Source organism: Lactiplantibacillus sp. ME-2, from assembly GCF_022549155.1.
Taxonomy (GTDB): Bacteria; Bacillota; Bacilli; order Lactobacillales; family Lactobacillaceae; genus Lactiplantibacillus; species Lactiplantibacillus plantarum.
The window spans coordinates 1-5,765 of the sequence record NZ_JAKZEQ010000072.1; the positions used below are offsets into that span (position 1 = coordinate 1).

Sequence of the window (5,765 nt, forward strand, 5' to 3'; positions counted from 1 at the left end):
ACCCCATATGAAGTATTTTTTGACAAACCGTTGCACTTAGTTTGACAATTCGCCATCGAGTTTTATGAATGTTAATTTAAAAACTGGTATACTTACGTATAATAATTAGGTTGAAATGGATGTGCACTACGTTATCGTATAGCTATGTTTTATGAAGCTGTATTTAACCATAAAATAAGTAAAAAAGATAAGTTCAGACAAGCTTGAAATATGAGCTTGGTGCGGGTTGCACAGTGTAATTAACAGAATTACTGAGCTGGACAAAACAAGCGAAAAAGATAAGCTGAGATAAGGTTAGATAAGCTTGAAATATGAAGCTTGGTGCGGGGTTCACTTTAGTGCCAGCCAGAGATTTTCATCTTTGGATTTTTTTAACTCAACTATCTGATTGTACCTAATGTCAGCTATTCTTTTTCTGTAAGAATAGTTCTGATAACATGCCGTAAAGGCAGGTACCAAGAATAAAGATGGCCCAAAATATATCGGCAGTGGATTCAAATCCATGACTGTAATGCATCAGGACAGGAATAAAGAGAAGTAAAGAAATCCAGAATCTAAAGCTACGATAAAAATTTTTTTGAAATTTAAATTTCATTTTTATTGCCTCCAAAATGTTTTACCATACACTAATGCTGATGGAGATATTAGTCCAATCATTAATGTTTAAAGAGATGGTTAACGAATCTTCACAGTGACAGTTAGTTGTTAAAGATTTCAAACAGCAAAATAAATTTTTTAAAGTTAAGTCGCCTTTTTTTAATATTCTTCTACGCTTACTATTTATCAGTACTTCTGGATGATTTGTATCATAATTTCTATTATATAAGGTAGGCCCCCTGAGTTGGATTAAATCCAGACTCAGGGAGGGGGTACTATGTTTTCAGCTAAAATAAAGCAACAAGTTTTAAGTAAATATCTCCAGGGAAATTCGTCCCTGTTACTTATGAAAAAATATGATATCAAAGGAAGTGCGACGATTTATCAGTGGCTCACTCAATTTGAAATTTTTGGCATTCAAGGATTAGAGAATTGTCGTAGGAAGACATTTTATGACTATTCCTTTAAAATCAAGGTTATCAAATGGCGACAAGAACATCATGCCTCATATCCAGTAACGGTAACCCATTTCAGATTGAAGCAACCGATGATGGCTTGGGACTGGGAACGAAGACTGATTGAGGGACGTCTTAAGCCATCCAAAGGATGGTCTTTAAAAATGACAGATAAATCTAAACAATCTAAGACATTGAAACAACTTCAGGAAGAAAACGAGCTTTTACGAATCCGGTTAGCATACTTGGAAAAACTCGAAGCCTTGGCACAGAAAAAATCTCAAACCAAGAAAAAGCCAGCTAATCACTGAGCTAAGGCGTGAATTCAATGTTAAATTAGTTGTGGTTTTAAAAGCAGTATACATGCCGAATAGTAGTTACCACGATGCACTTCACCGTAAATATCAATCAGGATCATCAACGTTAATCACAAGGCAGTACTTTGTATTATGCGTGAAAATAATCTCCTTTGTCAGGCATTCAATCGTCGAACGAAGAAATATAACTCTTATAAAGGAACTGTTGGTACAGTTGACCATAACCGTTTAAACCGTCGTTTTAAAACGGATTGTCCATTTCAAAAAATCGTTACTGATGTAACGGAATTCCGTTAGGGGAATCAAACAATCAACGAACGTGCATACTTTACAGCTTATATTGACCTTTATAACGGAGAAATTCTTGAATGGGCCATTGGTCGTAGACCAACGGTAGCCTTCATCACACGCCCCCTTGAACGATTAGTGGCACGACGTTCGGGCTTACCATACCGTATGCAATTCATTAGGATCAGGGGTTTCAGTATCAGAACTGTCGGTACGTGAATATTTTGCGACAAGCTCGCGTTTTCCAAAGCATGAGCTGCAAGGCCACATGCCTAGATAATGCGGTAGCTGAAAGTATCTTTCACATTCTTAAAGTTGGCACGGTTCACAATTAGCAGCTTAGAAATTCACTCCAATTTATGGGGTTCACTTCAGTTGTGTTTTTTATATAAGGTTACTGAAAAAACGAAGTTAGAGCGGTATTCAGCCGACTAATTGAATCGAGATTTTTAACAAGAATTTAAGCTCAATATCTGCGGAAAACTAAAATTTCTTAATAAAGGCTCTTGAAATACCAGATAAGAAACTAGCACACTTGATCTTATTTGTGAGTATAATTGACTTATCAGGTTAACTTGGAGGTTGATGGCATGCAAGTGAGTCAATATCAAGATTTACGTGTTCAGCGAACAATCAATAGTATTTACGATGCTTTTAAACGGTTAATTTGCGAAAAAGAATATTCAAAAATTACAGTGACCGAATTGGCTAAGATGGCCCAGATCAACAAAAAAACATTTTATCGGTATTATCCGACTTTAGATGATTTACTGATTGAATTACAGACGCGATACTCTCAAGCCTATCTAAAAGAGATTGGTAATTTACAATATCCACGAGATCTAGCAAAAAGTGTGGAAGCTTTTTTCACCTATTCCGCTACTCAGGGTGAGGCATATGATCGAATTACGACGTGCTCAGTGGGGTCTTACGTTGGCATTCGGCAACAAATGATCAACGAAGTCATGACTAAAACTTGGGGCCAGTCCCAGGAGTTTAATCAGCTTGCGGATTGGAAACAAAGAATTTTACTAGATTTTGTGGAGCAGACGGGACTGAAGGTTTATACAACTTGGGTTGCAACTGGTAAGAAAGAACCCCTTGAAGCAGTTATTAGCGCTGCTACCGAATTAATGCAAGGCGGTGTAGAACAGTATTTAAAATTAGAGCAGTGAGTCAATTTTCAGTTTGAGTATGAGTATAAGGGTCGAGATTGTTAAAAATACAGTCTCGGCCCTTATTTTGTATATTGAAAGAATTTTGACGATTTTGGAAGCCTACTAGCGATTAATGTGTACTCTAAGGATGTTTATTACTTGATTCACGTTTTAATGGACGAAAAAATAATCAAATTGATATATTTTATGCGCCAAATTCAGAAAAAGTGTGGCATAAGTCCCGCTTTTAAAAATACTGCCCATTTTTTAGTGACGGAATCCATCGCATAATGAATCCATCAGCAACGAAATAACGGAGGCTATTAAATGACAGTTAAAATTAATGAAGAACGGGCAGTTGCTCGTGTTGTTCACCAACAAGTTCAGGGAATGTTAGAAAAAAATCTTGAATTGCTTGATCAGGTAATCGCACCAAATGCTAAGTTAGTGCACATCACAGGAACTGTTCAAAGCAAGGCTGAATGACTACAACAGATTAGACTTGGACGCATGCACTACTTTAGTAGTCATGAGGTTTTGTTTCAAGTGGTTGTAAAAGGGAAGCAGGCGCAAGTAGTCATGCGTAACGAGTTGGATGCACGCATCTATGGATTCCGGAATACGTGGCCTTTGCAATCCAAGGTCGAGTTAGTTAAGGGACCACACGGCTGGCAAATTATTGCCTCACACGCGTCGATGTATTAGAAGGAGAAATGATGACAAAAAGAAGAATGGCAATCGCAACGATTGCGTTGTTAATTGCGAATTTTATGGGTGGCTTAGATGCTACCATTGTTAATACTGCATTACCGGCAATTACCAGTGATTTAAATGGGATTCGCCTGATTGGCTGGATCAGCTCAATCTTTTTATTAGGGACAGCAGTTACGACGGTTTTATGGGGCCGAGTGGGTGAATTGATTGGTAATAAGCTCACCTTCCAAATTTCGGTTGTGCTATTTATCATTAGTTCGGTAGTTGGTGGTTTGTCTACTAATATGGTCATGTTAATTATTGCCCGAGCCTTTATGGGAATTGGCGCTGGTGGAATGGTTTCCATCCCATTTATCATTTATGCGGACTTATATGAAAATCCTGCTGAACGAGCACGAGCCTTGGGATGGGTCACGGCGTTTTATACGTTATCCACCGTTGTCGGTCCCTTGATTGGTGGCTGGCTCGTAGACACATTGTCTTGGCATTGGGTATTCTTTATTAACTTACCCATTGGAATTATCTCACTCCTGTTATTGCAATTCTCTTACCGTGAGAGTGAGCATGAAGCTACTCAAAAACGATTTGATTATTTAGGATCAGGACTGTTGATTGTAACCCTGATTGTTTTACTGTTTGCTAGTGACGCAATCGCTTCAAATTTAACTCAAGCGTTGGTTTTACTGGTAATTGGTTTGATCTTAATGGTTATTTTTTACCAAGTTGAAAAACGGCAAAAAAATGCATTGGTACCCACTGAATTACTGAAAAATTGGCGTATCCAATCGCAAAATGTCATCATGTTTCTGATTAACGGTTTCTTCATCGGTTATAGTGTCTACGCACCAATGTGGTCACAGGGACTGTTAGGTACTAGTGCCACGTTAGGTGGTTTGACCCAGATTGCTGGTTCGATCCTATTATTGGTGGGGACAAGGTATACTGCTCATTTGATGGTAAAAATGCCGTATAAACGAATCGTTATGTTTGGAATCCTTAGTGTTTTACTATCAGCATTATCGATGGTGATGGCGACCCAATTTGCGCCTTATTGGTGGTTATTAGTTAGTGGTGGCTTTAATGGTTTGGGAATGGGCTTATCGTTTACACCAATGCAAGTTTCACTACAGGATGGCGTTCGACGAGATCTAATTAGTGTTTCAACAACTTTCGGGTTGTTATTCAGAACACTTGGTCAAACGTTTATGTCTTCAATTTTTGGTGCGATTTTGAGCATTAGTACTGCTAGCCAGATTGGTGGGAAAATTACGACGCAGATGATCAATAAGTTAACGGATGCAAGTTCGGCACGCTCGTTACCACAGCTCCGCACCATTTTATTTAATGGTATGCATTTAATTATGGTGATTGGTTTGATTTTGGTGGTCATTGCGTTTGTAATTAATCTGACTCGCAAAGAACCTGCCAAGCAACCACGGTAAAATATTTTAAGCGTCGGTTATGAGTTAAGCGTGGCATATGTCTCAATTTTTAAAACATTGACCATTTTTATATAAGCCAATTCACGCGATAATCAAGGTGTAATCAAGAAAGGAAGTCCCAAATATGATGGATATTCAAGAAGTTTCAGATCGGTTAGCTTTAAAGCAGGTTGTTGATTTATTTTCAAATTACTCAGACACTAAAGAAAATGAGAAGCAGGTTCAACTCTTTTTACCAAACGGTAAAGTAAATATTATTAATGATGGTAAAGTTACGTTTACGCTGAATGGGCGTCAGGAAATTCTGAACGCTTTCAGTTCTTCAATGGACGATTACTCAGCTGTCTTTCATATGAGTGGACAACAAACCGTTAGTTTCACGGACGCAACCCATGCGGATGGCATTGCTTATAATTACGTTACGCTGGTTAAAACCAATGAGCAAGGTCAAACGGTGACGACTAATGAAGGGGTCCGTTATCAAGATAAGTACGAAAAAGTCGATGGTCAGTGGTATATTGCAGAACGGAATTCTAACTTCATTTGGCATACGGAGGACGTGAAATAAATGAAAAAAGGTTTAATTATTGGTGCAACCGGATCAATTGGTAGTGCCGTACGTAAAATATTGTTAGCAAAAACGGACGTACAGTTGACTTTATATTCGCGCCGTGCAGACCGGTTAAAGTTGATAGTTGATCGTGAAACGGCGGTGGCAGGGAGTGTCACTGATGATGATCAACTAGGGACTGTCTGAAAACTAAAAATTCAGGTATAATCTGAGGAAAAACGAAT

7 protein-coding genes are annotated in these 5,765 nt (G+C 38.3%); all 7 read left to right on the plus strand.

Features of this window, described 5'->3' with window-relative positions:
- The first annotated feature begins 874 nt into the window (after nucleotides 1–874).
- The 7 genes from MMY95_RS14895 to MMY95_RS14925 all read left to right on the plus strand — a co-directional run bounded on the left by MMY95_RS14895 (nucleotide 875) and on the right by MMY95_RS14925 (nucleotide 5,727).
- Nucleotides 875–1,363 (plus strand): helix-turn-helix domain-containing protein, encoded by a 489-nt coding sequence (locus tag MMY95_RS14895; RefSeq protein WP_047674155.1) that lies wholly within the window; start codon nucleotides 875–877, stop codon nucleotides 1,361–1,363.
- Nucleotides 1,364–2,247: 884 nt separating this feature from the next.
- Nucleotides 2,248–2,832 carry a TetR/AcrR family transcriptional regulator gene (locus tag MMY95_RS14900; RefSeq protein ID WP_003642400.1) on the plus strand — a complete coding sequence of 195 codons (585 nt, stop codon included), beginning with the start codon at nucleotides 2,248–2,250 and terminating at the stop codon, nucleotides 2,830–2,832.
- 309 nt (nucleotides 2,833–3,141) lie between these two features.
- Complete coding sequence (locus MMY95_RS14905) at nucleotides 3,142–3,300, plus strand: nuclear transport factor 2 family protein (protein ID WP_238352249.1); 159 nt, start codon at nucleotides 3,142–3,144, stop codon at nucleotides 3,298–3,300.
- A 9-nt stretch (nucleotides 3,301–3,309) separates the two neighbouring features.
- Entirely contained in the window at nucleotides 3,310–3,519 is a 210-nt protein-coding gene (locus MMY95_RS14910; protein WP_330872944.1) for a nuclear transport factor 2 family protein, read from the plus strand.
- An 11-nt stretch (nucleotides 3,520–3,530) separates the two neighbouring features.
- Nucleotides 3,531–4,970, plus strand: coding sequence for an MFS transporter (locus MMY95_RS14915; protein ID WP_080371130.1), 1,440 nt, complete (start codon nucleotides 3,531–3,533; stop codon nucleotides 4,968–4,970).
- Nucleotides 4,971–5,094: 124 nt separating this feature from the next.
- Nucleotides 5,095–5,538: a nuclear transport factor 2 family protein gene (locus MMY95_RS14920; RefSeq protein WP_003643432.1), complete on the plus strand. Its 444-nt coding sequence runs from the start codon at nucleotides 5,095–5,097 to the stop codon at nucleotides 5,536–5,538.
- Complete coding sequence (locus MMY95_RS14925; RefSeq protein ID WP_241277776.1) at nucleotides 5,539–5,727, plus strand: NAD(P)H-binding protein; 189 nt, start codon at nucleotides 5,539–5,541, stop codon at nucleotides 5,725–5,727.
- Nucleotides 5,728–5,765 lie beyond the last annotated feature (38 nt).